Here is a 26,745-nt window from a genome sequence, read left to right on the forward strand (position 1 = left end):
GAGGTAGCTGGGATTAACCCGCCATCTGTTTTTCGCGAATTTCCGCCAGCGTCTTGCAGTCGATGCACAGGTCAGCTGTTGGACGCGCTTCCAGACGGCGAATGCCAATCTCCACGCCACAGGATTCGCAGAAGCCGAAGTCTTCGTCTTCGACTTTTTTCAGTGTTTTCTCAATCTTCTTGATGAGTTTACGTTCGCGGTCGCGGTTACGCAGCTCCAGGCTGAACTCTTCTTCCTGCGCGGCACGGTCGACCGGGTCCGGGAAGTTGGCAGCTTCATCCTGCATATGCGTTACGGTGCGATCCACTTCATCCCTGAGTTGATTACGCCATGCTTCAAGAATGCGCTTGAAGTGCGCCAGCTGGGCTTCGTTCATATACTCTTCGCCCGGCTTCTCTTGGTACGGCTCCACCCCAGCGATGGCGAGAATACTCAGGGACGATGTTTTACGGTTTTGCCCTTCTTGCATGTTGCTTCTCCTTAACACGCACTATCGATCCCCATGTGGGGGAAAAATCAGGCCGCTATAAATAGCAGATGCTTTTCCGGATAGCAATTATCTAAACGTTACACTTGACAACGCTGTGAAGAAAAGCGTATTTGCGCTCGCGAACCGGACACAATTTAGCCTTTTAATTACCGGGGGTTAACGCCACGGCAATCGGCTTATTCAGAGTCATCATTTTGGTAGAAAGTTCCGCTTTCCAGGCGAGAATTTCTACCCCCTTTTCCTGCGCCTCTATCAACAGCTGTGCGTATTTGGCATCAATATGATGCGCGGGTGAGAAACGGTCTATCGCCGAATGCAGCACGGCGAATAAAATCACGGCCCGATGGCCTGCGGCCGCGACGCTCATTAGCTCCCGCAGGTGCTTCTGGCCGCGTGCGGTAACGGCATCGGGAAAATAACCGTACTCTTTTTCCGCCAACGTAACCGATTTCACTTCAATATAGCAGTTACGGCGGCCTTCTGCCTGTAACATAAGGTCGATTCGGCTATTTTCTTCGCCATATTTTACTTCGCTTTTCAGAATGTTATACCCGGCAAGCTCAGGGATATTTCCGGCGAGTACCGCCTCCTTCGCCAGAGTATTGGCCCGCAGCGTGTTGACGCAGATCACCGCGCCCTGTTGGGTTTCAGTTAATTCCCAGGTATGTGCATATTTACGTTTAGGATTATCGGAAGTGGAATACCAGACGGTATCGCCCGGCGCAGCGCAGCCGGTCATGGCGCCGGTATTCGGGCAGTGCAGCGTCAGCTCCTGGCCCTCTGGCGTGACGACATCGGCCAGAAACCGTTTGTAACGTTTAATTAAAGTGGCGGACTGCAAAGGCGGAGTGAACAGCATCAGAGTTCCCTGGTAAATGGATAACGTTCCAGCACGTTGTAGCGGGTGCGACCGCGGAGAAAGCTGGACTCATAAAGCACGAATTCGTTGACCGGCACCTGCCAGCAAAAACCCGGCGGCGGGATCGGCACCGCGTGGCGGGCGTCGCGCAGGAGGGTGATATGCGGATGAAACGGCTGCGGGCTTTGATAGCAGCCGCTTCGCGCCGCCTGAGCGCGCAGCATATTTGCCAGCTGCAGCATGCCGCGCGGCGGCTGGCGGGTACCGAGCCAGACTACGCGAGAGCGCAGCCACTGGCCGGCGTCGTCGAGCGTCAGGGTAAATGGCGGTTGTTGAATGCGTCCGGCCATTGCCGACAGCGCGCGCTGTTTTTCAGCGCTGACGTCGCCGAGAAACGCCAGCGTCAGATGTAGGTTATCGGCGGCGACCGGCCTTCCGGCATCGTCGGAAAAATGGGCGGCGCGCCAGTGAATAATCTGTTTCTGTATCGCTTTCGGCAGTTCAAGAGCGAAAAACAGCCGTTTCGGCTCGGACATGATAGAGACTCGGTAATGAATTACGGGGATGCTACAATGCTTGCCCTCGAATGTTAACCTCCGGAGCCTTTCGTGTCCTCATTGCCGGTTGCCGCAATTCTTCCCGAACTTCTTTCCGCCCTGCAGCAGGCGCCGCAGGTGCTGCTTAATGCCCCTACCGGCGCGGGTAAATCAACCTGGCTGCCGCTACAGATCCTCGCCGACGGCAACATCGACGGCCGGATAATTCTGCTGGAGCCGCGGCGGCTGGCGGCGCGTAACGTCGCCCAGCGCCTGGCGGAGCTGCTGGGAGAAAAACCGGGAGAAACGGTAGGCTACCGGATGCGCGCCGAAAGCTGCATAGGGCCAAATACCCGTCTGGAAGTGGTCACTGAAGGGATCTTAACCCGCACTTTGCAGCACGATCCGGAACTTTCCGGCGTGGGGCTGGTGATCCTCGATGAATTTCATGAACGTAGCCTGCAGGCCGATCTGGCGCTGGCGTTGTTGCTGGATGTCCAGCAGGGGCTGCGTGACGATCTCAAGTTATTGATCATGTCGGCGACGTTGGATAACGATCGTCTGCAGCGCCTGTTGCCGGAAGCGCCGGTGGTAGTTTCCGAAGGGCGTGCGTTTCCGGTTGAACGTCGCTTTGCGCCGCTAGCGACCCATCAGCGTTTTGCCGAAGCGGTAGCGATCGCCGCCGCGGATCTGCTGCGTGAGGAGCAGGGCTCGATGCTATTATTCCTGCCGGGCGTTGGCGAAATTCAGCGCGTACAGGAACAATTAAGCGAGCGCGTAGCCAGCGATGTGCTGTTATGCCCGTTGTACGGCGCGCTGCCGCTGAGCGAACAGCGCAAAGCGATTCTCCCGGCGCCTGCCGGAATGCGCAAAGTGGTGCTGGCGACCAATATCGCTGAAACCAGTTTGACGATCGAAGGCATTCGTCTGGTGGTCGACAGCGCTCAGGAACGGGTCGCGCGCTTCGATCCGCGCACCGGCCTGACCCGGCTAATCACCCAGCGGATAAGCCAGGCGTCAATGACCCAGCGCGCCGGTCGCGCCGGGCGTCTGGAGCCGGGGATCTGCCTGCATTTGCTGGCGAAAGAGCAGGCGGAGCGCGCGGCGGCGCAGAGCGATCCGGAAATTCTGCAAAGCGATCTGTCGGGTCTGCTGCTGGAGTTGCTGCAGTGGGGCTGCCGCGATCCGGCCGAGCTTCGCTGGCTGGATCTACCGCCGGCGATAAATCTGGCGGCGGCGCGGCGTCTGTTGACGGCGTTATCGGCGCTGGAGGGCGAACGCCTTTCTGCTCACGGGCGCAAAATGGCGATGCTGGGTAATGACCCGCGTCTGGCGGCCATGTTGACGGCGGCCGATTCCGCGGATGACGCGGCGACGGCGGCGAAACTGGCGGCTATTCTTGAGGAGCCGCCGCGCGGCGGCAGCAGCGATTTAGGCGCCGCGTTTGCCCGCCAGCAGGGCAACTGGCAGCAGCGGGCGCAGCAGTTATTGAAGCGGCTGGCCAGCCGAGGCGGTCAGCCTGATGCTGAGCGGATGGCGGCGTTGCTGGCTCCAGCCTTTGCCGACCGTATCGCCCGTCGACGCGGCCAGGAGGGACGCTATCAGTTGGCTAACGGCATGGGCGCGATGCTGGATGCCGATGATGCGCTCGGGCGTCACGAATGGTTAATTGCGCCGCTGCTGCTGCAGGGCAGTTCGGCGCCCGATGCGCGAATTTTGCTGGCGCTGCCGCTGAACATTGACCAACTCGTCGCGCAGCGCCCTGAGCTGATACAGCGCTCCGATACCGTGGAATGGGATGAAGCGCAGGGGACGTTAAAAGCCTGGCGGCGTAACTGTATTGGCCAACTGGTGATAAAAACCCAGCCGTTGGCGAAGCCGTCGGAAGCGGAGCTGCATCAGGCAATGCTCAACGGTATTCGCGATAAAGGGCTCAGGGTGTTGAACTGGACGCCGGAGGCTGAACAACTGCGCCTGCGTCTGCACTGCGCCGCGCAGTGGTTGCCGGAAGCAGGCTGGCCAGCCGTTGATGACGCATCGCTGTTGGCTGCGCTGGAGGCATGGCTGTTGCCGCAGATGACCGGCGTGCATTCGCTTCGGGCGCTTAACGCGGTGGACCTGCGGCAGGCGCTGCAAAACTGGCTGCCGTGGACGTTACGCCAGAAGCTGGATAGCGAGCTGCCGACCCATTACACGGTGCCGACCGGTAGTCGTATCGCCATTCGCTATCATGAAGATAACCCGCCGGCGCTGGCAGTACGAATGCAGGAGATGTTTGGCGAGGCGACGACGCCGCGCATTGCCGAAGGACGGGTTCCCCTGGTGCTGGAGTTACTCTCGCCGGCGCAGCGACCATTACAAATTACCCGCGATTTAAGCGCCTTCTGGCAGGGGGCATACCGCGAGGTGCAAAAAGAGATGAAGGGGCGCTATCCGAAACATGTCTGGCCGGATGACCCGGCGAATACCGCGCCGACCCGGCGGACGAAAAAATACAGCTGAGGCGCCGCACCCTTGCTGTGGGCGCGGTTCCGAAAATCGCTGGCCGCAGTCACACGGCGCAATATTTATGTTATTAAAAAACATCATATTTTACCGTTTATCGCGTTTTGCGGTTGTAAAATGCTGGTTAAGAATGTCGCGGATTAGTGCTATTCTCTGTGGCCTGGACAATTCGTGCTATGTCCGGAGATATTCTTCAGCTTAAACAGATAATTATATGATTTGTTTAATGAATTATTCTTCGAAGATGATATGAAAGACGTCGGCCGCGGCAGCGCGGCGGGTGTGAAATTGAGAGATATCTTCTTCCTCCTAAAGGGGGAAGTATTGAGAATCAGGCCTTTACGCCTGAAAGTTGCGGAGAAAAAGCATGGCGGGAGATGACCGCGAGCCTATCGGACGTAAAGGGAGACCTTCACGCCCGGCAAAACAAAAAGTCACCCGTCGCCGGGTCCGGGATGAGGACTACGACGATGATTACGATGACGATTATGAGGATGAACGACCGATGCCGAAGAAAGGAAAGGGCAAAGGCAATAAGCCTCGTCGTAAGCGCAGCTGGCTGTGGCTGCTGGTCAAGCTGGGGATTGTCTTTGCGGTAATTATCGCCGCCTATGGCGTCTACCTCGACCAGAAAATTCGCAGCCGCATTGACGGTAAAGTCTGGGAACTGCCGGCGGCAGTGTATGGCCGGATGGTCAACCTTGAGCCGGATATGCAGATCAGCAAAAACGAGATGGTGCGCCTGCTTAATGCGACCCAGTACCGTCAGGTCAGCGCAATGACGCGTCCTGGCGAATACACCGTACAGGCTAACAGCATCGAGATGATCCGTCGTCCGTTCGATTTCCCGGATAGCAAAGAGGGGCAGGTACGCGCGCGTCTGACCTTTGATGGCGATCATCTGGATACCATCGAGAATATGGATAACAACCGTCAGTTCGGTTTCTTCCGTCTCGATCCGCGCCTGATCACCATGCTGCAGTCGGCGAACGGCGAGCAGCGCCTGTTCGTTAAGCGTAGCGGTTTCCCGGATCTGCTGGTGGATACCCTGCTGGCGACCGAAGACCGCCACTTCTACGAGCATGACGGCATCAGCCTGTACTCAATGGGCCGCGCGGTGCTGGCGAACCTGACGGCGGGGCGTACGGTGCAGGGGGCGAGTACCCTGACCCAGCAGCTGGTGAAGAACTTGTTCCTTTCCAGCGAGCGTTCCTACTGGCGTAAAGCCAACGAAGCCTATATGGCGCTGATCGTCGATGCCCGCTACAGCAAGGATCGTATCCTTGAGCTGTATATGAACGAAGTGTATCTCGGCCAGAGCGGCGATAACGAAATCCGCGGTTTCCCACTGGCGAGCCTTTACTACTTTGGCCGCCCGGTGGAAGAACTGAGCCTTGACCAGCAGGCGCTGCTGGTCGGGATGGTCAAAGGCGCGTCAATCTACAACCCGTGGCGTAACCCGAAACTGGCGCTGGAGCGGCGTAACCTGGTGCTGCGTCTGCTGCAGCAGCAGAATGTTATCGACCAGGAGCTGTACGATATGCTGAGCGCGCGTCCGCTGGGCGTGCAGCCGCGCGGCGGGGTGATTTCTCCGCAGCCGGCGTTCATGCAGATGGTGCGTCAGGAGCTGCAGGCGAAACTGGGCGATAAAGTGAAAGATCTCTCCGGCGTGAAGATCTTTACCACCTTTGACCCGGTGGCTCAGGAGGCGGCGGAAAAAGCGGCCATTGAAGGGATCCCGGTACTGAAGAAACAGCGTAAGCTGCCGGATCTGGAAACCGCCATGGTGGTGGTCGACCGCTTTACCGGCGAAGTCCGGGCGATGGTCGGCGGCGCGGAGCCGCAGTTTGCCGGCTACAACCGCGCGATGCAGGCGCGTCGTTCGATTGGTTCGTTAGCGAAACCGGCCACTTATCTGACCGCGCTGAGCCAGCCGAATCAGTACCGCCTGAATACATGGATTGCCGATGCGCCGGTGACGATCCGCCTGGCTAACGGCCAGACCTGGTCGCCGCAGAACGACGATCGTCGCTTTAGCGGTCAGGTGATGCTGGTGGATGCGCTGACCCGTTCGATGAACGTGCCGACGGTTAACCTCGGGATGTCGCTGGGTCTGCCGGCGATCACCGATACCTGGCAGAAGCTGGGCGTACCGAAAGACCAGCTGAATGCGGTTCCAGCGATGATCCTTGGCGCCCTTAACCTGACGCCAATCGAAGTGGCGCAGGCATTCCAGACCATCGCCAGTGGCGGTAACCGCGCGACGCTGTCGGCGCTGCGTTCCGTGATTGCTGAAGATGGTACGGTGCTGTACCAGAGCTACCCGCAGGCGGAACGCGCCGTTCCGGCGCAGGCGGCCTATATGACCCTGTGGACCATGCAGCAGGTGGTGCAGCGCGGTACCGGCCGTCAGCTTGGCGCCAAGTATCCTGGCCTGCATCTGGCGGGTAAAACCGGGACCACCAACAACAACGTGGATACCTGGTTTGCCGGTATCGATGGCAGCCAGGTGACGATTACCTGGGTTGGCCGCGATAACAACCAGCCAACCAAGCTGTACGGGGCCAGCGGCGCGATGTCGATTTATCAGCGCTATCTGGCTAACCAGACCCCGACGCCGCTGGCGCTGACGCCGCCGGAAGACGTGGTGGATATGGGCGTGGACAGTAATGGTTACTTCCAGTGCAGCGGCGGTATGCGTACCCTGCCGGTGTGGACCACCTCGCCGGATGCGCTGTGCCGTCAGGGCGAAGCCCTGCAGCAGCAACAGCAGCAACAACAGGAAGCCAATAACCCGTTCAACCAGTCCGGGCAGCAGCAGCCTGCTAACCAACCGCAGCAGCAACAGCAGCAACCTGCGAAGCAGGAGAAGAGCGATGGCGTGGCCGGCTGGATTAAAGATATGTTTGGCGGCAACTAAAACCGTTTAAGCTGAACGTCTGAACAGCCCCTTAATACGAAAGTATTAAGGGGCTTTTTTATTGTGGGCATCTGCGTAACACCGTGATAACTCCCTAATAACCGTCTGGTTATTTATTAATCCCTTGGCATTTCGTTCCCGGCATAGCGCTTGCCTTAGATTCCGCGTTTCGCCTATTATGTCACCCGTCATAATAATAATTCTCGTTTACGTTATCATTCACTTTCATCAGAGATATACCAATGGCGCGTCTTAAAACTGCTCAGCCAAATCACTCGCTGCGTAAAATCGCAGTCGTAGTAGCCACGGCGGTTAGCGGCATGTCTGTCTATGCACAGGCTGCGGAACAACCGAAAGAAGAAACCCTCGTCGTTACCGCGGCGCCCGCCAGCCAGGAAAGCGCCTGGGGACCGGCTCCGACTATCGCGGCGAAGCGTTCCGCCACGGCGACCAAAACCGATACTCCCATTGAAAAAACGCCGCAGTCTATCTCCGTGGTGACCCGCGAAGAGATGGACATGAAGCAGCCGACAACGGTTAAAGAAGCGCTCTCATACACCCCGAGCGTATTCTCTACCCGCGGTAGCTCGACCACCTATGATGTAGTCACCATTCGTGGATTCACCACATCCAGCACGGTGAACACCAACCAGTATCTGGATGGCATGAAGCTGCAGGGTAACAACTACTCTGAAGTCTCCATGGATCCGTATTTCCTGGAACGCGTGGAAGTGATGCGCGGGCCAACTTCGGTGCTGTACGGCAACAGCAACCCGGGCGGTATCGTCAGCATGGTCAGCAAGCGTCCGACCACCGAGCCGCTGAAAGAAGTACAGTTTAAGATGGGCACCGATAACCTGTGGCAAACCGGTTTCGACTTCAGCGACGCCATCGATGATGACGGCGTGTGGTCTTACCGCCTGACCGGATTAGGCCGCAGCCAGGATGCGCAGCAGCAGATGGCGAAATCGACCCGTTACGCCGTCGCTCCGTCTTTCAGCTGGCGTCCGGATGATAAAACCGATTTCACCTTCCTCAGCAACTTCCAGAATGACCCGTATGCCGGCTATTACGGTTGGCTGCCGCGTGAAGGCACCGTGGTGCCGTATTACGATGCCAACGGTAAGGCCCACAAGCTGCCGACCGATTTCAACGAAGGCGAGTCCGATAACAAGATGGCGCGTCGCCAGCAGATGGTTGGCTATAGTTTCTCCCACCAGTTCGATGACACCTTTACCGTGCGTCAGAACCTGCGCTATGCCGACGTGCATACGCTGTATCGTTCGGTCTACGGCAATGGTTACCAGGAGCCGGGGAAAATCAATCGTGCCTACGTGCGTTCCGATGAGCACCTGAATACCTTTACCGTTGATACGCAACTGCAGTCTGATTTCGCCACCGGCGCGGTGAATCACACGCTGCTGACCGGCGTCGACTACTCGCGGATGCGTAACGACGTTGATGCAGATTACGGTACGGCCGATGCCATTAGCATGACCAATCCGCAGTACGGCAATCCAAACGTGAACGTCAACTTCCCGTATGCGGTCCTTAACCGTATGGAGCAGACGGGGCTGTACGCGCAGGATCAGATGGAGTGGGATAAGTGGGTGATGACCTTAGGCGGTCGTTACGATTACGCCACCACGTCTACCTTCACCCGTTCCACCAGCAGCATGGCGGAGAATCACGACCAGCAGTTCAGCTGGCGCGGCGGTATCAACTATCTATTTGATAACGGCATCTCCCCGTACTTCAGCTACAGCGAATCGTTCGAACCGGTATCGGGTTCCAATAGCACCGGCAAGCCGTTCGATCCGTCGCGCGGAAAGCAGTATGAAGCCGGCGTGAAGTATGTGCCGAAAGATATGCCGGTGGTGGTAACCGCGGCGGTCTATCAGCTGACTAAAGATAAGAACCTGACGGCAGACCCGAACGATCCGACCGGACTGTTCAGCGTACAAACCGGTGAAATCCGCTCCCGCGGCTTTGAGCTGGAGGCGAAAGCGGCGGTCAATGCCAATATCAACCTGACCGCGGCGTATAGCTACACCGATGCCGAGTACACCCACGACACCGTTTTCGAAGGCAAGCGCCCGGCGGAAGTGCCGCGTAATATGGCCTCGCTGTGGGCGGATTACACCTTCCACGAAACTGCGCTCAGCGGGTTGACCATTGGCGCGGGCGCGCGTTATATCGGTTCTACAGTCAGCTACTACAAAAATGACACCAGCACCGGTAAGAAAAATGACTCCTTCAATGTGGCCGGTTATGCGCTGATGGATGCGACGGTGAAATACGATCTGGCGCGCTTTGGTCTGCCGGGGTCTTCGGTCGGCGTCAACGTCAACAACCTGTTTGACCGCGAATATGTCTCCAGCTGCTATAGCGAGTACGCATGCTACTGGGGAGCGGAACGTCAGGTTGTTGCTACCGCAACCTTCCGCTTCTAACTACTCACGGGCGCGGTTCGCCGCGCCCAATATCAGGTTGTTGCTATGCAGGAACAGACTCCGCACTCTGAGACGACGTTTGCGTTAAATCGCGTGACCTTTCGCGTGCCTGGCCGCACGCTGCTTCATCCCCTTTCGTTGACCTTCCCGGCAGGAAAAGTCACTGGCCTGATTGGCCATAACGGTTCCGGCAAATCCACGTTACTCAAAATGCTTGGCCGCCATCAGCCGCCTTCCGAAGGCGATGTGCTGCTGGACGGCCAGCCGCTGGACAGCTGGAGCAGCAAGGCGTTTGCCCGCAAAGTGGCCTATCTGCCGCAACAACTGCCGGCGGCGGAAGGGATGACGGTGCGCGAACTGGTGGCGATTGGCCGCTATCCGTGGCACGGCGCGCTGGGGCGCTTCGGCGTGGCGGATCGCCAAAAAGTAGAAGAGGCGATTGCGCTGGTGGGGCTGAAACCGCTGGCGCATCGGCTGGTGGACAGTCTTTCCGGCGGCGAGCGCCAGCGCGCGTGGATCGCCATGCTGGTGGCGCAGGACAGCCGCTGTTTGCTGCTTGATGAACCGACGTCGGCGCTGGATATCGCCCACCAGGTCGATGTGCTGGCGCTGGTGCATCGTCTCAGCCAGCAGCGTGGCCTGACGGTAATCGCGGTCCTGCACGATATTAATATGGCCGCCCGCTATTGCGATTATCTGGTCGCGCTGCGCGGCGGTGAAATGATCGCCCAGGGGACGCCCGCGGAGCTGATGCGCAGCGAAACGCTCGAGCAAATCTACGGCATCCCGATGGGGATCCTGCCGCACCCGGCGGGCGCAGCGCCGGTAAGTTTTGTCTATTGATGGAAAATTCGAACTTCTTCTCACGCCGGCGCCTGTTGACGGCAATGGCGCTGTCGCCGCTGCTGTGGCAGATGCGTGGCGCGCTGGCGGCGAACGTTGACCCGCAGCGCGTCGTCGCGCTGGAGTGGCTGCCGGCCGAACTGCTGCTGGCGCTCGGCGTTACGCCCTACGGCGTGGCAGACATTCCCAACTATAACCTGTGGGTCAATGAGCCGGCGTTACCCGCCTCGGTGATTGATGTCGGCCTGCGCACTGAACCCAATCTTGAATTACTGACGCAGATGAAACCGTCGTTTATCGTCTGGTCGGCAGGCTATGGCCCGTCGTCGGAAAAGCTGGCGCGTATCGCGCCCGGTCGCGGTTTCACCTTCAGCGACGGCAAACGGCCGCTGGCGATGGCTCAGCGTTCGCTGCTGGAAATGGCCGATCTGCTGGGTAAACAGCAGCAGGCGAAGCGCCATCTGGCGGAGTTCGACGCGTTGATGGAAAGCCTGCGTCCGCGATTTGCCGACCGTGGCGATCGCCCGCTGCTGATGATTTCGCTACTTGATGCCCGACATGTGCTGGTATTCGGCGAGAACTGCCTGTTCCAGGAAGTGCTCGATCGTTTTGGCATCAAAAACGCCTGGCGCGGTGAAGCGGCATTCTGGGGCAGTATCACCGTAGGCATCGATCGGCTGGCGGAATTTAAAGAGGCTGATGTTATCTGTTTCGATCACGGCAACGAACGGGAGATGGCCCAACTGATGGCGACCCCGCTGTGGCAGGCGATGCCTTTCGTGCGCGCGGGGCGTTTCCAGCGTCTTCCAGCGGTGTGGTTCTATGGCGCGACGCTGTCGGCGATGCATTTCGCCCGCGTACTGGCCGATGCGCAGGGGAGGGCGGTATGAAGGCGCGTTTCTCGCCGTTAGCCATTATCCTGCTGGTCGTGTTGCTGGTTGCCGCTTTCGCGCTGAGCATCATCAACCTTCAGGTTGCTTTACCTTACGCGCAGTGGCGTCAGGCGCTGTGGCAGCCGGATAGCGATAATATCGCCCAGATGCTGTTCCATTACAGCTTGCTGCCGAGGCTGGCTGTATCGTTGCTGGTCGGCGCCGGACTGGGGCTCGTTGGCGTACTGTTCCAGCAGGTGCTGCGTAACCCGCTGGCGGAGCCGACCACGCTCGGCGTCGCCACCGGCGCGCAGCTTGGAATGACGGTGACGACGTTATGGGCGATCCCAGGCGTGCTGGCGTCGCAGTTTGCCGCGCTGGCAGGCGCTTGCCTGGTCGGCGCGCTGGTGTTCGGCGTCTCGTGGGGCAAACGTCTGTCGCCGGTGACGCTGATTCTGGCCGGCCTGGTGGTGAGTCTCTATTGCGGCGCGGTCAATCAGCTGATGGTGATTTTCCATCACGACCAGCTGCAAAGCATGTTCCTGTGGAGTACCGGTACGCTGACGCAGACCGACTGGAGCGTGGCGCAGCGCCTGTGGCCGCAGCTGCTTGGCGGCGCGATGTTGACGCTGCTGTTGCTACGCCCGTTAACGTTGATGGGGCTGGATGATGGCGTGGCGCGGAATCTCGGGCTGGCGCTCTCTCTGGCGCGCCTTGGCGTCTTGACCCTGGCGATAGTAATAAGCGCGCTGCTGGTCAACGCGGTCGGTATTATCGGCTTTATCGGTCTGTTCGCGCCGCTGCTGGCGAAAATGCTCGGCGCCCGCCGCCTGCTATCGCGGCTGGTGCTGGCGGCGCTACTTGGCGCGTTGATCCTGTGGCTTTCCGACCAAATTATTCTCTGGCTCAGCCGGGTATGGCGGGAGGTGTCGACCGGGTCAGTCACCGCGCTGATTGGCGCGCCTTTATTACTGTGGCTGCTGCCGCGGCTGCGTAGCATCAGCGCGCCGGTGATGAATGGCGGCGATAAAGCGCTGATTGAGCGCCGCAACGTGCAGTGGTTCGCGCTGGGCGGATTGGCGCTGATGCTGTTGGCGGTAACCGCCGCGCTGACCTTTGGCCGCGATGCGCAGGAGTGGCAATGGGCCAGCGGCGATCTGCTGGAGCAATTGATGCCCTGGCGCTGGCCGCGGGTGTTCTCGGCGCTGTTCGCCGGGGTGATGCTTGCCGTCGCGGGTTGTATTATTCAACGCCTGACCGGTAACCCGATGGCCAGCCCGGAAGTGCTGGGTATCAGCTCTGGCGCGGCGTTCGGCGTGGTATTGATGCTATTCTTCGTGCCGGGCAACGCTTTTGTCTGGCTGCTGCCAGCCGGCAGTCTTGGCGCGGCGGCGACGCTGCTGGTCATCCTGGTCGCCGCCGGGCGCGGCGGATTCTCGCCGCACCGGATGCTGCTGGCGGGGATGGCGCTAAGTACCGCCTTCACCATGCTATTGATGATGCTACAGGCCAGCGGCGATCCGCGAATGGCGCAGATCCTGACGTGGATGTCCGGTTCGACCTATAGCGCGACGCCGGAGATGGTGCTGCGTAGCGGGGTGGTAATGCTGGCGCTATTGGCGCTGACGCCGCTCTGCCGCCGCTGGCTGACCATCCTGCCGCTCGGCGGCGAGGCGGCGCGAGCGGTGGGAATGGCGTTGACGCCATCGCGTATTGGGTTGCTGCTGCTGGCGGCGAGCCTGACGGCGACGGCGACGCTAACCATTGGGCCGTTAAGTTTCGTTGGTTTAATGGCGCCGCACATTGCGAGGATGATGGGATTCCGCCGGACGATGCCGCATATGGTGATTTCCGGGCTGATTGGCGGGATGCTGCTGGTGTTCGCCGACTGGTGCGGGCGAATGATCATGTTCCCTTACCAAATCCCGGCAGGTTTGTTATCGACGTTTATCGGCGCGCCGTATTTTATCTATTTGTTGAGAAAGCAGAGCCGCTAACGATCCCGATAGCCTCAACATCCCCGGTGGCTACAGTACCGCTCGATTTGGTAGCCCGGAGAAGGCGCAATGCGCCGCCTCCGGGAAAATCCCTGCGCCACCAGGCATTCAAGAACCTTACAGCTTGGCAAACACCCGACGCGCGGCGTCGATAGTGTTGTTGATATCCTCTTCGCTATGGGCGACGGACATAAAGCCGGCTTCAAACGCCGACGGGGCGAGGTAAACCCCTTCTTCCAGCATCAGGTGGAAGAAACGCTTGAAACGTTCAACATCGCACTTCACCACGTCCTGATAGCAGGTGACGGTTTCGGCATCGGTAAAGAAGATACCGAACATGCCGCCGACATTATTCACCACCAGCGGGATCCCGGTTTCGCGCGCCGCGTTCAGCAGGCCATCCGCCAGTTGATTGGTCAGCTCGGTCAGGGTTTCATGCACGCCCGGCTGCGCCACTTCGCTTAAGCAGGCGAAGCCTGCGGCCATGGCGATAGGGTTGCCTGACAGCGTACCTGCCTGGTATACCGGACCGGTCGGCGCCAGCGCGTCCATGACCTCGCGGCGGCCGCCGAAAGCGCCCACCGGCATACCGCCGCCGATGATTTTACCCAGACAGGTCAGATCCGGCTCCACGCCGTAATAAGACTGGGCGCCGGCCAGCGCGACGCGGAAGCCGGTCATCACTTCGTCAATAATCAGCAACGCGCCGAATTCGTCACACAGCGCGCGCAGGCCTGGCAGGAACTCCGGCTGCGGCGGAATGCAGTTCATATTACCGGCCACCGGTTCGACGATAATACAGGCGATATCCTGCGGATACTGCTCAAACGCCGCGCGAACCGAAGCAAGATCGTTATAGGTGCAGGTCAGGGTATGCTTCGCGAAATCGGCCGGTACGCCCGGCGAGTTCGGCTGGCCGAGGGTCAGCGCACCGGAGCCGGCTTTCACCAGCAGGCAGTCGGCATGGCCGTGGTAGCATCCTTCAAACTTGATGATTTTGTCGCGGCCGGTGAAGCCGCGCGCCAGGCGAATGGCGCTCATGGTGGCTTCGGTGCCGGAGTTTACCATGCGCACCATATCCATGGTCGGTACCAGTTCAGTAACCAGTTCCGCCATTTTGACTTCCATTTCGGTTGGCGCGCCGAAGCTTAACCCGCGCTCTGCCGCTTCAATCACCGCGTTACGAATGGCCGGGTGGTTGTGACCCAGCACCATTGGGCCCCAGGAACCGACATAATCGATATAAGCTTTACCATCGACATCGTACAGGTAGGCGCCATCCGCACGTTCAATAAACAGCGGGGTGCCGCCGACGCCAGTAAAGGCGCGGACCGGCGAGTTGACGCCGCCGGGGATAAGTTCGCGGGCGGCGTTATACAGATTTTCAGATTTGCTCATGGCCAGGATCCTGGTTCGTGAATAAAGTTATCGGGCTATTCTAAGTTATTCCATGAAGGTTATGAAAGTTTTGCCCAATTGAAACATTAAGTAGACGAAACAATTTTTTGGCGACGCGCGGCGCGGAGGCGGCTAGAATGCCTCTCTTCTCATTTGTATTACCAATAAATGATAATGGCATGAAAGCAGAAACTCCCTCTTTTGAAGCACATCAGTTTGTTCGCGTGCGCCGTAGCGATGCGGTCCGCCGGTTAATTCAACGCGACAAAACGCCGCTGGCGGTATTGTTGATGGCGGCGGTAGTCGGCACGCTGGCCGGGCTGGTGGGCGTGGCGTTTGAAAAGAGCGTGAACTGGGTACAGAACCAGCGAATTGGCGCCCTGGTGCAGGTGGCGGACCACTGGTACCTCGTCTGGCCGCTGGCCTTTATCCTGTCGGCGCTGCTGGCGATGGTCGGTTATTTTCTGGTGCGCCGCTTTGCGCCGGAAGCCGGCGGTTCCGGGATTCCGGAAATCGAAGGCGCGCTGGAAGAGCTGCGCCCGGTACGCTGGTGGCGCGTGCTGCCGGTAAAATTCATCGGCGGCATGGGAACCCTGGGCGCCGGGATGGTGCTGGGGCGCGAAGGGCCGATGGTGCAGCTTGGCGGTAATATTGGGCGCATGGTGGTGGATGTGTTTCGTCTGCGCAGCCCGGAAGCGCGGCACACGCTGTTGGCTACCGGTGCGGCATCGGGCCTCTCCGCGGCCTTCAACGCGCCGCTGGCGGGGATCCTGTTTATCATCGAAGAGATGCGCCCGCAGTTCCGCTACAATCTGATTTCGATTAAAGCCGTGTTTACCGGCGTGATCATGTCGAGCATTGTATTTCGCATTTTTAACGGCGAAGGGGCGATTATCGAAGTCGGCAAACTGAGCAATGCGCCGGTGAATACCCTGTGGCTGTATCTGGTGCTGGGCATGATTTTCGGCTGTTTCGGGCCATTGTTTAATACCCTGGTGCTGCGAACGCAGGATATGTTCCAGCGCCTCCATGGCGGCAATATCAAAAAATGGGTGTTGATTGGCGGGCTTATCGGCGGGCTGTGCGGTCTGCTGGGCCTGATGCAGCCGACCGCGGTGGGCGGCGGTTTTAACCTTATCCCGATCGCCGCTGCCGGCAACTTCTCGGTTGGGCTGCTGCTGTTCATTTTTATTGCGCGCGTCATCACCACGTTGCTGTGCTTCTCTTCCGGCGCGCCGGGGGGGATTTTCGCTCCGATGCTGGCGCTCGGCACGCTGCTGGGGACGGCATTCGGCATGGCTGCCATCCCGCTGTTTCCGTCCTATCATCTGGATGCCGGTACCTTCGCTATCGCCGGGATGGGGGCGCTGCTGGCGGCTTCGGTGCGCGCACCGCTCACCGGGATTGTGCTGGTGCTGGAGATGACCGATAACTATCAGCTCATTTTGCCAATGATTATTACCTGCCTTGGGGCAACACTATTGGCGCAGTTCCTCGGCGGTAAACCTTTGTATTCGACCATTCTGCAGCGTACTCTGGCGAAACAGAAGGCCGAAGAGGCGGCGAAAGCGCAGCAGGTACCCCGGGAGAATACTTGAACGATTTACCAGGGTATTAGATAATGGCTCAAAAGGTCCGGTTATTCTTTAATCGGCCGGAAGTATTAATGGGAGCAAAAAATGAGTGATGACGTAGCGTTGCCGCTGGAGTTCACCGAAGCCGCAGCGAACAAAGTAAAACATCTGATTGCGGATGAAGACAATCCGAACCTGAAACTGCGCGTGTACATCACCGGCGGCGGTTGCAGCGGTTTCCAGTATGGCTTCACCTTTGACGATCAGGTCAACGAAGGCGATATGACTATCGAGAAACAGGGTGTCGGCCTGGTGGTTGACCCAATGAGCCTGCAGTATCTGGTTGGCGGCGCCGTCGACTATACCGAAGGTCTGGAAGGTTCGCGTTTCATCGTGACCAACCCGAATGCGAAAAGCACCTGCGGCTGCGGCTCCTCGTTCAGCGTTTAAAGGTAGTCACACTAGCTCTTTGCCACAGAGAGCAACGAATACGAAAAACGGTAACCATGAGGTTACCGTTTTGCTTTTATTACCGTCCGTTATCATCCAACGCAAAGGTCGGCAGCTTGAGGTGCCAGCGAATCGCCGCCAGGCGTATTACCAGCGTCACCACCATGCCTAACATCGCCGAGTTTTCCAGCGACAGCTGAAAGGTGTAGTGCGCCGTCGCGTGCACGATACCGCCGACAATGCAGGCGGTGGCATAGATTTCGGTGCGCAGAATCATCGGAATTTCTCGCGCCAGCACGTCGCGGATAATCCCGCCGCCGACGCCGGTGACCACGCCCATGCAAATAGCTACCAGCGGGCCGGTATGGGCAATAAAGGCTTTATTCACGCCGATGCCGACAAACACCGCCAGGCCGACGGCATCTAATACCGGCAGTACCCATTTCGGCATGCGCCGCGGCTGGCGTACCAGCAGAATCGTTAACATACTGGTGACCATCGCCACGACCAGATCGGTAGGGTCCTTAACCCAGAACACCGGGCCATTGGCCAGCGCCATATCGCGGATCGTCCCGCCGCCCACGGCGGTAACCACGCCTAATACCAGCACGCCGAAAGGGTCCATGCGTAATTTTCCCGCCAGCAATACGCCGGAGATAGCAAATACGGCTGTGCCAATAATATCCAGCCAATAGACAAGCATCGTCAGTTCCCGCTATAAGCCTGCTGCCAGGCGGTTATTTTACCTGCTCAAGCGCAGTACAGAGTTGTTTTGCGGCAAGGATAATACGTGGGCCCGCGCGTTCAAACCAGTCGCTATGTAAGGCGATGAGCGAAATTGTGAGCTGATTTTGCCAATAGCGATCCACGGCGGGGATTTTACTGGCGTCGCCGGTGATGACGATAGCCTGCGGATGCCGTGACAGCACCTGTTCGCGGCTGACCTGCGGCCAGGGAACGCGGCTGGCGGCAAAAATATTTTCTCCGCCGCACAGGCTCAATACTTGATTCTGGATCGAGGCGCTGTTGCTGGTGAACAGCGGGTTGGCGCCGAACTGCAAAAATACGCGCTTTTTCGGCACGGTGGCATAGCGGGCTTTTAGCGCCTGGTAATCGTCTTGCATCGCCTGCGCGGCCTGACGGGCCTTTTCCGGCTGCGGGCTCCACGGCGCCAGCATCCGCAGAGCGCTAATGATTTGCTCAATCGAACCCGTTTCGACCCAGATAACCTTGATTCCCAGCGAACTGAGCTGATTGACCTGGCGTTCGGCATTGCCGCCGCGCCACGCCAGCACCAGATCGGGCTTCAGAGCGACAATACGTTCAAGGTTCATTCCCTGCCAGCTGGCGACTTGTTCGATTTTAGCCGCGGCGGGAGGGTAGTCGGAATAACTGCTGACGCCGACCGGCGTAATGCCGGCAGCAAAGGCCAATTCGGTGTTGGCCGGGGAGAGCGTCACCACCCGCGGCGCGGCGAAAAGCCACGCCGGGGCGAGTAACAGCAGGGCGGTTAACGCCTTCTGTAGCGACTTAGCCACGCGCCAGGTTCTGCACCAGATTTTCCACCATCAGGGTGGACTGCTTGGCGGCAACGGCGAGGAACTCGTCGAAGCTGAGATGCGACTGCTGGTCAGCGACGTCAGAGATTGCTCGTACCACCACAAATGGAATACTGAAGTTATGGCAGACGTGGGCGATGGCGGTCGCTTCCATCTCTACGGCAACGGCCTGCGGGAAGTTGTGGCGGATTTTCGCCAGCCCTACCGAGCCGTTGATGAATGCGTCACCGCTGACGATCAGCCCGCGAACGGCGTTGAGATTCAGCGCTTTGATGCAGGTTTCCGCGGCGGCAATCAGTTTGTCATCAGCTTTGAAACCCGCCGGACAGCCCGGCAGTTGGCCGTATTCATAGCCAAACGCGGTGACGTCGGCATCGTGATAACGCGCTTCGTCAGAGACCACGATGTCGCCGACTTTCAGCGTCGGCGCCAGACCGCCCGCGGAACCGGTATTGATAATCACATCCGGCTTGCAGCGCTCCAGCAACAGGGTCGCGCCCATGGCGGCTGCCACTTTACCAATGCCGGATTTCAGCAGAGCAACCTCGGTACCGTGAAGTTGGCCGGTGTAGATTTCGCTACCGCCGATAGAGATAGTCTGGCGGTTCTCGATTTTGTCGCGCAGAAGAGTAACTTCCTCTTCCATGGCGCCAATAATGCCAATTTTCATAGATTTACTCGCGATATGTCAGGATTAGCTGCATAGTCTATCATGCGCTTAAGGGGAAGCGTATTGCTCGCGCGGGAGAGGCTATGGCAAATATTGATTTTCGCAACAAGATTCACTGGCGTCGGCGCTACCGTTCGCCGCAGGGGGTAGAGACGGAACGCGAGATCCTGCGGGTGTTTGAAAGCGATCGCGGGCGCATTATCAATTCTCCGGCTATCCGGCGGCTGCAGCAAAAAACCCAGGTCTTTCCACTTGAGCGCAACGCGGCGGTCCGCACACGTCTCACCCATTCGCTCGAAGTCCAGCAGGTCGGGCGCTACATCGCCAAAGAGGTGCTAAGCCGCCTGAAGGAGCAAAAGCTGCTGGAACGCTACGGTCTGGATGAACTGAGCGGCCCGTTTGAAAGCGTGGTGGAGATGGCCTGCCTGATGCACGATATCGGCAATCCACCATTTGGCCATTTTGGCGAAGCGGCAATTAACGATTGGTTCAGCAAACGGCTAGCGCCGAAAGATGCCGCCAGCCAGCCGTTAAGCCAGGATCGCTGCCAGGTTGACGCGCTGCGTCTGCACGACGGCGAAGGGTTGCTCAACGAACTGCGGCGTAAAGTGCGTCAGGATTTGTGCTGCTTTGAAGGTAATGCGCAGGGGATCCGGCTGGTGCACACGCTGATGCGTATGAATCTGACCTGGACCCAGGTCGGCTGCATTCTGAAATATACGCGACCGGCGTGGTGGCGGGGAGAGACGCCAGCCAGCCATAGCTATTTAATGAAAAAGCCTGGTTATTATTTAGCCGAAGAAGAGTATATCGCGCGGCTGCGTAAAGAATTGGATCTGGCGCCTTACAATCGTTTCCCATTAACGTGGATTATGGAAGCTGCCGATGATATCTCATATTGTGTTGCTGACCTCGAAGATGCGGTGGAAAAAAGGATATTCAGCGTGGAGCAATTGTATCAGCATCTGTATGACGCATGGGGCGTTCATGAAAAAGGATCGCTGTTCGCACAAGTCGTAGAAAACGCGTGGGAGAAATCGCGCGCTAATTCACTCAGCCGCAGCACTGAAGATCAGTTCTTTATGTATTTACGGGTTAATACGCTGAATAAACTGGTGCCTTATGCGGCGCATCGATTTATCGAAAACTTACCGGCCATTTTTAGCGGCGACTTTAATCATGCGCTGTTAGAGGACGATAGTGATTGTAGTCAGCTACTTGAACTTTATAAAAACGTCGCCATAAAACAGGTGTTTAGCCATCCTGATGTTGAACAGCTGGAATTACAGGGCTACCGCGTTATCAGCGGGCTGTTGGATATCTACGAGCCACTGCTGAAATTATCGCTGGAGGAGTTCAGCCAATTGGTGGAACAAGAGCGGGTACGCAGTTTGCCTATTGCTTCGAGATTGTTCCAGAAACTCTCAACCCGACATCGGTTGGCTTATGTGGAGGCGGTAAATAAGCTTTCGCGCGATACCGAAGAATATCCCGTGCTGGAGTATTATTACCGTTGTCGATTGATTCAGGACTATATCAGCGGAATGACGGATTTGTATGCGTGGGATGAATATCGTCGTCTGATGGCGGTGGAATAAGTCTGAGTTTTGTAAAGACGGACAATAAATTTTTACTTTTACCGAAACTTAACTCTGGAACTTCGCGCTATAAAATGACTCTGAGAGTGCGTACACAGCAACTTTTTCGTTATCCGAAATTTGAAATTGAGATTGAAACCTATGAAAAAAACCACGTTAGCAATGAGTGCTCTGGCTCTGAGTTTAGGTCTGGCGTTGTCCCCGCTCTCTGCGAGCGCGGCTGAAACGGCTTCCTCGGCGACCACTGTGCAGCAGATGCCGAGCCTGGCGCCGATGCTGGAAAAAGTGATGCCGTCTGTGGTGAGCATCAACGTTGAAGGCAGCACGACTGTTAACACGCCGCGGATGCCGCGTAACTTCCAGCAGTTCTTCGGTGACAACTCGCCGTTCTGCCAGGACGGTTCGCCATTCCAGAGCTCCCCATTCTGTCAGGGCGGCGGCCAGGGCGCGCCTGGCGATAACGCGCAGCAGCAGAAATTTATGGCGCTCGGTTCCGGGGTCATCATTGATGCGGCCAAAGGCTACGTGGTGACCAACAACCATGTGGTCGATAATGCCACCACGATTAAAGTTCAGTTGAGCGATGGCCGTAAATTCGACGCGAAAGTCGTTGGTAAAGATCCGCGCTCCGACATCGCGCTGATTCAAATTCAGGATCCGAAGAACCTGACGGCGATTAAGCTTGCCGACTCTGACGCGCTGCGCGTCGGCGATTACACCGTGGCTATCGGTAACCCGTTTGGCCTCGGCGAAACCGTGACCTCCGGTATCGTCTCCGCATTGGGCCGTAGCGGCCTGAACGTGGAAAACTATGAAAACTTCATCCAGACCGATGCGGCTATTAACCGCGGTAACTCCGGCGGCGCGCTGGTGAATCTCAACGGTGAGCTAATCGGTATCAACACCGCGATCCTTGCACCGGACGGCGGCAACATCGGTATCGGCTTTGCTATCCCGAGCAACATGGTGAAAAACCTGACCGAGCAGATGGTCAAGTTTGGCCAGGTGAAACGCGGCGAACTGGGGATCATGGGTACCGAGCTGAACTCCGAGCTGGCGAAGGCGATGAAAGTCGATGCCCAGCGCGGCGCGTTCGTAAGCCAGGTGATGCCGGGCTCTGCGGCGGCGAAAGCGGGTATTAAAGCCGGCGACGTGATTACTACCCTGAACGGCAAGCCGATCAGTAGCTTCGCGGCGCTGCGTGCGCAGGTCGGTACGATGCCTATCGGCAGCAAAGTCGAGCTGGGCCTGCTGCGCGACGGCAAGCCGGTCAACGTTACCGTTGAACTCCAGCAGAGCAACCAGAACCAGGTTGACTCCAGCAGCATCTTTAACGGTATTGAAGGCGCGGAAATGAGCAACAAGGGCCAGGATAAAGGCGTGGTGGTGAGCAACGTGAAAGCGGGCACCCCGGCGGCGCAGATTGGTCTGAAGAAAGGCGACATCATTGTCGGCGCTAACCAGCAGCCGGTGAAAAACATCGCCGACCTGCGCAAAATCTTCGACGCGAAACCGTCTGTTCTGGCGCTCAATATTCAGCGTGGTGATACCTCTATCTACCTGCTGATGCAGTAACTGATACTAGCGTGAATGCCCCTTTCCCGGTATGGGAAGGGGGCTTTTTTATTCTACCCGCCGGTTCTGTGATTCCCGCCACAACTCCATACTTCTTTGTCATGCTTTGTGCATATGCACAGTGCGTCCTCTTCGTCACTCTTTTATGCTGATGCCCTGCTCAGGGGAGGGTTACATGGCTGGCTGGCATCTTGATACCAAAATGGCGCAGGATATCGTGGCGCGAACGATGCGCATCATTGATACCAATATTAACGTAATGGATGCCCGCGGGCGCATTATCGGCAGCGGCGATCGCGAGCGTATTGGTGAATTGCACGAAGGCGCGCTGCTGGTGCTATCGCAGGGACGGGTGGTTGATATTGATGATGCGGTCGCTCGCCATCTGCACGGCGTACGTCAGGGGATTAATTTGCCGCTGCGTCTTGAAGGGGAGATCGTCGGCGTAATTGGATTAACCGGCGAGCCCGAATCGCTGCGCAAGTATGGTGAGCTGGTGTGTATGACCGCGGAGATGATGCTCGAACAGTCGCGACTGATGCATTTGCTGGCGCAGGACAGCCGCCTGCGTGAAGAACTGGTCATGAACCTGATTCAGGCGGAAGAAAATACCCCGGCGCTCAACGAGTGGGCGCAGCGACTGGGCATCGACCTCAATCAGCCGCGGGTGGTGGCGATGATTGAGGTCGATAGCGGCCAGCTTGGCGTCGATAGCGCGATGGCGGAATTGCAGCAGCTGCAGACGGCGCTGACCACGCCGGATCGCAACAACCTGGTGGCGATTGTCTCGCTGACCGAGATGGTGGTATTGAAACCAGCGTTAAATGCCTTTGGCCGCTGGGACGCCGATGACCACTGCAGGCGCGTTGAGCAACTGATTGCCCGTATGAAAGAGAACGGCCAGCTGCAGTTCCGCGTTGCGTTAGGTAATTTCTTTACCGGACCCGGCAGTATCGCACGTTCTTATCGGACCGCGCGCACGACGATGATGGTGGGTAAGCAGCGAATGCCGGAGAGCCGCAGCTATTTTTATCAGGATCTGATGCTGCCGGTGCTGCTGGATAGCCTGCGCGGCGGCTGGCAGGCCAATGAGCTGGCGCGCCCGCTGACGCGGCTGAAGGCGATGGATAACAACGGCCTGCTGCGCCGCACCCTGCAGGCATGGTTTCGTCATAACGTGCAGCCGCTGGCCACGTCAAAGGCGCTGTTTATTCATCGTAATACCCTGGAATATCGGCTCAATCGGATTTCGGAATTGACCGGGTTGGATCTCGGGAGTTTTGACGACCGTCTGCTGTTGTACATTGCATTGCAGCTGGATGAACAACGCTAAAAACACTCCCGCCTGAGGCGGGAGTGGAAATGACGGACTACAGGCGCTGTAGCCCGCGAGCGGTCACTTGCCAGGTGACGGTATTGGACTGTTGCCAGCTATTGCCATTGAGCGGGTTAATAATAACGGAACGATTTCCCGCTTCGGCATGGAAGACTTCAATGGTATAGCCTTCCTCCAGCATAGCGGTATCAACATAGTCGCCCAGCTGCGACGATCCTTTGATCGACTGACGATACACCACCGAACCGCGCGTATTGTAGACATTGACCGTGGCGTATGTGGTCGTAAAGTGCTTGTTCGGCACCACTGGACTCGCGGTAAAGGTCAGCAGACTGTTACCAATATCCAGCTCCATCGCGGCAAAGCACACGTCATCATCGCCAAGCAGCTGCCAGCTGAAGCAATCGCCATACAGCGCGGTGGCCTCCTGAGTTTCCTCTTCTGTACCAGCGGCTTCCTCATCCGGCACATCATGTGCGAGCGCAAAGGCTTCGAGACCCGTTTTCACCACGCGCCAGCGGTTATGTTGCTTAAGGGGGACGGCGTTTTGGGTTGTGCCATTCGTGGCGCTGGAGCGGAATGCTTCATCATGGAAAATATCGATGATCATCCCTTCCGCGAGAGCGATAGTTTCACTGTTTGCCAGATTGTTAGTTGCGCCGGCATAGCTGCGTTGATAAACGACCGTATCGTTCTCGTCGCTGACCGTAATGCTGGCATAAGTATGGGCGACGTAATACGAGTGCGGCGTACCGGCCCGCGTGGCGACCGTCATCGCGCGCTGTTTATTATCAATAACGATCTGGCAAAACTCGTTATTGCCCTGACCGCGGAGATTGAGCGTCACGCTTTTGCCCGTCAGCTCGCCAGGATCGTCATTAGCCAGGGGCAGGACATCGGCATAGGCTTTCAGCAAGCGGCTGCGTTGGGGTTCTTCAATATGAGGGAGCATCAGCCAGAGGTCGTTTTTACAGACGCACTCTTCCTGCGCTAGCAGCGAGGGCTGGCTCCGGATCGCCTGGGCGTTGTGCTCGAAAATAGCCTGTAAATCATCCGCCGGATTATTATTGAGGATAAAGTTATACAGACCATTATCATCAATGCGTATCAGCTGGTATTTTTCGCGTGCGACCAGCGTTAAATATCCGAGAGAAGCTTTCAGCCGCCCAGGTTCCACGTGAGTAATGTACAGGTGATAGTGAGGACTGAATGGAATAACGACTTTTCCGGTGGCGCAATTGGTACCGGTCATGTTGCGTTCGAATACTTTTTCCCCACTGGCGGAAAGTACGTTTACCGCAGCATACAATGCCCCAGGGTAGTAGCTGTGCGGCGTAGAGCTGGTGACATTAAGAATAAGCTGCTGATTTTCGTAATCGATATCAAGGCGGGCGAAAGGCGCGTCACTAAGCCCTAAAAAGGTTATTCTCACGTTACGTTCGCTGGTATCGTTTTGTGGAATGTAGTTAACGGTAACCGCGTTGGCGCCTTCTTTTACGGTGAGATAGCTGATGTCCGGGCGATATTTTTGTGACCGACCTTTTGGAAGCTCAATCTGATACACGCCAATTGGCATCTCTTTCAGGGTCAGGGCGTCCCCATTAATAACCAGTGAATAATGGTTACCGCAATTATCCTTGATAGTCAGCGTCTGACCGTAAATTTGCTCCGGATGATCGATATTCAGCGTCAGGGTTAGCGTCCCCGTTTTACCTAATATTGCCAGCTCGCTGTTATCCACCAGCCAGAAGAAGGAATCCAGCCCTAACTGCTGGCGCGCGCTATCCCACTCGCTTTGCGGCAGAAAACGATACAGTGGATAGAGCGGTTTTGTCGCCAGTGAAACGATATTTTCCCGGGTGGCGTGCTTCAGCGTTAAACCGCAGAGATCGATAAACGGCGTCACATCATATCCCGCAGAGGTAGCAATGGCGGTTGCCAGCATATCGGCAAGCTGATGATCGGTCGGCTGGAAGCCATCGCTGTTGGCGAGTTGGCGATAATTCTGGTTAAAGACGCGGAAAGCGTTGGCGCCTGCTTTGAATAACATCAGCATCAGGAATTGCAGGCGAGGACGCAAACCCCAACTGGTGACTGGCGTCTTATCGGTAATATAGTTTCTCAGCTGTGCTTCCTGCACGGCCAGCTGCCCATAGTTGTATAACCAGCCATCGGTATAGAGATGATTATCCTGACTCAGCGTGAGCTGTTGATAAAAGGAGGCGTAAATATTGTTCCACACTTCGCTGACGGACAGCGTGGGATCTTGCATAAATTTACCCTGATAGCCGTGGCCAATTTCATGCAGGATAACCCACTGTGTGGCGACGTTATCCAGCCAGCCTTCGCCCACCGTTGCGGCGGTTTGCGCGCACCAGCTGCTATTATAATAGGCCGCGCCGACGCCATGTTTATCCGCCCGCAGAAAATAGCGGTTAGCAACATCCTGATTCCATTGTGAATCTGGATTATTGCTTAGCCCGGCCCACTCGTTATAGCAGGTGAAAAGGTGATTATAGAAACGGTGTAATGTCGCTAATCCCGCTTTCAGCGCATTATCGCGGTCGGCATAGGGTAGCAGCAGGTTGATAACATCCAAATCAATCAGCGCGAACGATGATTTATTATTCTCCCAGCCAAGGAAAAACGCCTCTTCAGATTGCCCTGATTTCCAGCTGGGGAGCGGTTTCGTCGTCGCGGGTTGCTGGTAAACCACGGAGAACTCGCAGGGGCTGTCGGTATATAATGTATCGATAAAAGGGACGGAATCGACGGTGGTGCTGATCGTTTTCCAATTGGTGGTCAGGGCGCAGGTTTTCTCCAGCGCGGTATCGTCGCAGAGCAGGCGCAGGGTCGAGATGCCGTTGCTGAGATCGGTTTGTCGAATTTGCAGTACGGTATTGGCGGGTAGAATAAACCCCAGCGCCTGACGATCGTGCTGCCGCCCTTTTTCAAAACCGGCTTTATCCAGCCAGGGGGCCGATGGCAGGGTATAACATTTTTGTTCAATTTCCTGTGTCATAGAGCTATCTCCTTTTAAGCGGAAACTGAACATAAACGAAATGAAATTTTAAGTAATTCATATGGATAGGGTTGTGATGTGAAATGAT

19 protein-coding genes are annotated in these 26,745 nt (G+C 57.3%); 11 read left to right on the forward strand and 8 right to left on the reverse strand.

Annotation, left to right across the window (positions count from 1 at the left end; all coding sequences use genetic code 11):
* Positions 1-13: 13 nt before the first annotated feature.
* From dksA to thpR, 3 genes are all read right to left on the reverse strand, one after another.
* Positions 14-469 carry an RNA polymerase-binding protein DksA gene (dksA, locus tag PGR29_RS20480; protein ID WP_007373199.1) on the reverse strand — a complete coding sequence of 152 codons (456 nt, stop codon included), beginning with the start codon at positions 467-469 and terminating at the stop codon, positions 14-16.
* 163 nt (positions 470-632) lie between these two features.
* Positions 633-1,349: a DNA/RNA nuclease SfsA gene (gene sfsA, locus PGR29_RS20485; protein ID WP_045390098.1), complete on the reverse strand. Its 717-nt coding sequence runs from the start codon at positions 1,347-1,349 to the stop codon at positions 633-635.
* Positions 1,349-1,885: an RNA 2',3'-cyclic phosphodiesterase gene (gene thpR, locus PGR29_RS20490; protein ID WP_087860857.1), complete on the reverse strand. Its 537-nt coding sequence runs from the start codon at positions 1,883-1,885 to the stop codon at positions 1,349-1,351. Before thpR ends, sfsA begins: the two co-directional genes overlap by 1 nt.
* Before the next feature lie 72 nt (positions 1,886-1,957).
* On the opposite strand from thpR, the gene hrpB reads away from it, so the two are divergent.
* The 6 genes from hrpB to fhuB all read left to right on the forward strand — a co-directional run bounded on the left by hrpB (position 1,958) and on the right by fhuB (position 13,475).
* A complete protein-coding gene (hrpB, locus tag PGR29_RS20495) occupies positions 1,958-4,387 on the forward strand; it encodes an ATP-dependent helicase HrpB (protein WP_113374430.1) in 2,430 nt (809 codons plus the stop codon).
* 370 nt (positions 4,388-4,757) lie between these two features.
* Positions 4,758-7,310 carry a bifunctional glycosyl transferase/transpeptidase gene (mrcB, locus tag PGR29_RS20500; RefSeq protein ID WP_113374431.1) on the forward strand — a complete coding sequence of 851 codons (2,553 nt, stop codon included), beginning with the start codon at positions 4,758-4,760 and terminating at the stop codon, positions 7,308-7,310.
* 242 nt (positions 7,311-7,552) lie between these two features.
* Positions 7,553-9,763: a ferrichrome porin FhuA gene (gene fhuA / locus PGR29_RS20505; RefSeq protein WP_087860853.1), complete on the forward strand. Its 2,211-nt coding sequence runs from the start codon at positions 7,553-7,555 to the stop codon at positions 9,761-9,763.
* Positions 9,764-9,808: 45 nt separating this feature from the next.
* On the forward strand, positions 9,809-10,606 hold the full coding sequence (gene fhuC, locus PGR29_RS20510) for a Fe3+-hydroxamate ABC transporter ATP-binding protein FhuC (protein WP_113374432.1): 798 nt from the start codon (positions 9,809-9,811) through the stop codon (positions 10,604-10,606).
* The gene (gene fhuD / locus PGR29_RS20515; protein ID WP_316425219.1) at positions 10,606-11,496 is read left to right on the forward strand and encodes a Fe(3+)-hydroxamate ABC transporter substrate-binding protein FhuD; all 891 of its coding nucleotides are present in this window, start codon (positions 10,606-10,608) and stop codon (positions 11,494-11,496) included. Before fhuC ends, fhuD begins: the two co-directional genes overlap by 1 nt.
* Complete coding sequence (fhuB, locus tag PGR29_RS20520; protein WP_316425207.1) at positions 11,493-13,475, forward strand: Fe(3+)-hydroxamate ABC transporter permease FhuB; 1,983 nt, start codon at positions 11,493-11,495, stop codon at positions 13,473-13,475. Before fhuD ends, fhuB begins: the two co-directional genes overlap by 4 nt.
* A 117-nt stretch (positions 13,476-13,592) precedes the next feature.
* On the opposite strand, the gene hemL is transcribed toward fhuB, so the two are convergent.
* Positions 13,593-14,873, reverse strand: a complete 1,281-nt coding sequence (gene hemL / locus PGR29_RS20525; RefSeq protein WP_045376565.1) for a glutamate-1-semialdehyde 2,1-aminomutase — start codon at positions 14,871-14,873, stop codon at positions 13,593-13,595.
* A gap of 179 nt (positions 14,874-15,052) precedes the next feature.
* Between hemL and clcA the strand changes: the two genes are divergently transcribed.
* Positions 15,053-16,471 (forward strand): H(+)/Cl(-) exchange transporter ClcA, encoded by a 1,419-nt coding sequence (clcA, locus tag PGR29_RS20530; protein ID WP_075052432.1) that lies wholly within the window; start codon positions 15,053-15,055, stop codon positions 16,469-16,471.
* 81 nt (positions 16,472-16,552) lie between these two features.
* Entirely contained in the window at positions 16,553-16,897 is a 345-nt protein-coding gene (erpA, locus tag PGR29_RS20535) for an iron-sulfur cluster insertion protein ErpA (protein ID WP_008807363.1), read from the forward strand.
* Positions 16,898-16,976: 79 nt separating this feature from the next.
* On the opposite strand, the gene PGR29_RS20540 is transcribed toward erpA, so the two are convergent.
* From PGR29_RS20540 to mtnN, 3 genes are read right to left on the reverse strand one after another with little or no spacing between them, the layout of a single operon-like run.
* On the reverse strand, positions 16,977-17,600 hold the full coding sequence (locus tag PGR29_RS20540) for a TRIC cation channel family protein (RefSeq protein WP_087860849.1): 624 nt from the start codon (positions 17,598-17,600) through the stop codon (positions 16,977-16,979).
* Between the two features lie 34 nt (positions 17,601-17,634).
* Positions 17,635-18,435 (reverse strand): vitamin B12 ABC transporter substrate-binding protein BtuF, encoded by an 801-nt coding sequence (gene btuF, locus PGR29_RS20545; RefSeq protein WP_087860848.1) that lies wholly within the window; start codon positions 18,433-18,435, stop codon positions 17,635-17,637.
* Positions 18,428-19,126, reverse strand: a complete 699-nt coding sequence (gene mtnN / locus PGR29_RS20550; RefSeq protein WP_015704439.1) for a 5'-methylthioadenosine/S-adenosylhomocysteine nucleosidase — start codon at positions 19,124-19,126, stop codon at positions 18,428-18,430. Before mtnN ends, btuF begins: the two co-directional genes overlap by 8 nt.
* 83 nt (positions 19,127-19,209) lie before the next feature.
* Between mtnN and dgt the strand changes: the two genes are divergently transcribed.
* The 3 genes from dgt to PGR29_RS20565 all read left to right on the forward strand — a co-directional run bounded on the left by dgt (position 19,210) and on the right by PGR29_RS20565 (position 23,632).
* Positions 19,210-20,724, forward strand: coding sequence for a dGTPase (gene dgt, locus PGR29_RS20555; protein WP_308958179.1), 1,515 nt, complete (start codon positions 19,210-19,212; stop codon positions 20,722-20,724).
* A 141-nt stretch (positions 20,725-20,865) separates the two neighbouring features.
* A complete protein-coding gene (gene degP, locus PGR29_RS20560) occupies positions 20,866-22,299 on the forward strand; it encodes a serine endoprotease DegP (RefSeq protein ID WP_316425208.1) in 1,434 nt (477 codons plus the stop codon).
* A gap of 175 nt (positions 22,300-22,474) precedes the next feature.
* Entirely contained in the window at positions 22,475-23,632 is a 1,158-nt protein-coding gene (locus PGR29_RS20565; protein ID WP_087860845.1) for a CdaR family transcriptional regulator, read from the forward strand.
* Positions 23,633-23,669: 37 nt separating this feature from the next.
* Here the strand turns inward: PGR29_RS20565 and PGR29_RS20570 are convergent, their stop codons facing one another.
* Positions 23,670-26,657, reverse strand: a complete 2,988-nt coding sequence (locus tag PGR29_RS20570; protein WP_316425210.1) for a putative mucin/carbohydrate-binding domain-containing protein — start codon at positions 26,655-26,657, stop codon at positions 23,670-23,672.
* Positions 26,658-26,745: the final 88 nt, after the last annotated feature.

This window comes from Klebsiella sp. 141203 (assembly GCF_032601985.1).
In the GTDB taxonomy this organism is placed as follows: Bacteria; Pseudomonadota; Gammaproteobacteria; order Enterobacterales; family Enterobacteriaceae; genus Klebsiella; species Klebsiella aerogenes.

What these genes read in the sequence shown, in the direction of transcription:
- dksA (WP_007373199.1), bottom strand. Translation starts at nt 469, where the DNA reads ATGCAAGAAGGGCAAAACCGTAAAACATCGTCCCTGAGTATTCTCGCC.
- sfsA (WP_045390098.1), bottom strand. Translation starts at nt 1,349, where the DNA reads ATGCTGTTCACTCCGCCTTTGCAGTCCGCCACTTTAATTAAACGTTAC.
- thpR (WP_087860857.1), bottom strand. Translation starts at nt 1,885, where the DNA reads ATGTCCGAGCCGAAACGGCTGTTTTTCGCTCTTGAACTGCCGAAAGCG.
- mrcB (WP_113374431.1), top strand. Translation starts at nt 4,758, where the DNA reads ATGGCGGGAGATGACCGCGAGCCTATCGGACGTAAAGGGAGACCTTCA.
- fhuA (WP_087860853.1), top strand. Translation starts at nt 7,553, where the DNA reads ATGGCGCGTCTTAAAACTGCTCAGCCAAATCACTCGCTGCGTAAAATC.
- fhuC (WP_113374432.1), top strand. Translation starts at nt 9,809, where the DNA reads ATGCAGGAACAGACTCCGCACTCTGAGACGACGTTTGCGTTAAATCGC.
- fhuD (WP_316425219.1), top strand. Translation starts at nt 10,606, where the DNA reads ATGGAAAATTCGAACTTCTTCTCACGCCGGCGCCTGTTGACGGCAATG.
- fhuB (WP_316425207.1), top strand. Translation starts at nt 11,493, where the DNA reads ATGAAGGCGCGTTTCTCGCCGTTAGCCATTATCCTGCTGGTCGTGTTG.
- hemL (WP_045376565.1), bottom strand. Translation starts at nt 14,873, where the DNA reads ATGAGCAAATCTGAAAATCTGTATAACGCCGCCCGCGAACTTATCCCC.
- clcA (WP_075052432.1), top strand. Translation starts at nt 15,053, where the DNA reads ATGAAAGCAGAAACTCCCTCTTTTGAAGCACATCAGTTTGTTCGCGTG.
- erpA (WP_008807363.1), top strand. Translation starts at nt 16,553, where the DNA reads ATGAGTGATGACGTAGCGTTGCCGCTGGAGTTCACCGAAGCCGCAGCG.
- PGR29_RS20540 (WP_087860849.1), bottom strand. Translation starts at nt 17,600, where the DNA reads ATGCTTGTCTATTGGCTGGATATTATTGGCACAGCCGTATTTGCTATC.
- mtnN (WP_015704439.1), bottom strand. Translation starts at nt 19,126, where the DNA reads ATGAAAATTGGCATTATTGGCGCCATGGAAGAGGAAGTTACTCTTCTG.
- dgt (WP_308958179.1), top strand. Translation starts at nt 19,210, where the DNA reads ATGGCAAATATTGATTTTCGCAACAAGATTCACTGGCGTCGGCGCTAC.
- degP (WP_316425208.1), top strand. Translation starts at nt 20,866, where the DNA reads ATGAAAAAAACCACGTTAGCAATGAGTGCTCTGGCTCTGAGTTTAGGT.
- PGR29_RS20565 (WP_087860845.1), top strand. Translation starts at nt 22,475, where the DNA reads ATGGCTGGCTGGCATCTTGATACCAAAATGGCGCAGGATATCGTGGCG.
- PGR29_RS20570 (WP_316425210.1), bottom strand. Translation starts at nt 26,657, where the DNA reads ATGACACAGGAAATTGAACAAAAATGTTATACCCTGCCATCGGCCCCC.